Origin of the sequence: Enterococcus sp. AZ020 (genome assembly GCF_050499205.1) — a bacterium.
GTDB classification, from domain to species: domain Bacteria; phylum Bacillota; class Bacilli; order Lactobacillales; family Enterococcaceae; genus Enterococcus_L; species Enterococcus_L dunnyi.
Genome location: NZ_JBIPAT010000016.1, coordinates 1 through 709 on the forward strand (window position 1 = coordinate 1; position 709 = coordinate 709).

The 709-nt window shown below is 41.2% G+C and carries 1 protein-coding gene; it reads left to right on the top strand.

Annotation, left to right across the window (positions count from 1 at the left end; genetic code table 11):
- Nucleotides 1-709 (top strand): tape measure protein (locus IGI58_RS18215; protein WP_429955527.1); only part of this gene is annotated, 709 nt, incomplete at both ends.

Genomic DNA, 709 nt, shown 5'->3' on the forward strand with positions numbered 1-709 from the left:
CAAGTCAAAAAGGCGGTCGCTCTCTGGGCAGCATTTGGACATCGTTTGTCGGTAATTTCCTTGCCAGTGGAGCAAGTAAAATCATTTCAAAAGGTATCGGTTTGATTACTAGTAACTTAGATGGGGCTATTAATCGGGTCGATACCTTAAATAATGCAAACAGAGTCTTTGAAAATATGGGCTTTTCTGCGGGCGAAACATCAAAGACGATGGACAGTTTAAAGAAAAGTATTCAGGGACTACCCACGCCATTAGATGGTGCAATCAAAGGGGTTCAACTCATTGCCTCCTCTACCAATGACTTGGGGAAGTCCGAAAAGATATTTGCTGCATTAAATAATGGGATTCTTGGTTTCGGTGGATCTGCTGAAATGGTTGATAATGCCGTTGTTCAGTTATCACAGTCATTTTCTAATGGCAAGGTTGATGCACAGACATGGAACAGTATGATCAATAGTGGTCTTGGTCCCGCGCTTAATGCTTTAGCCAAACAAATGGGGCTAACTGCAGGTGAAATGAAAGAAGGACTCTCAAATGGAACTATTTCAGTAGAAGAGTTTCAGGATTCTTTGATCAAACTTAACAAAGAAGGTGGCGGCGGTCTTAAATCACTAGAACAAATTGCAAAAGACTCAACGGCTGGTATCAAAACAGGTATTGCCAATATGAAAACTGCAATTGTTCGTGGTGTCGCTAATTTGATCACTAA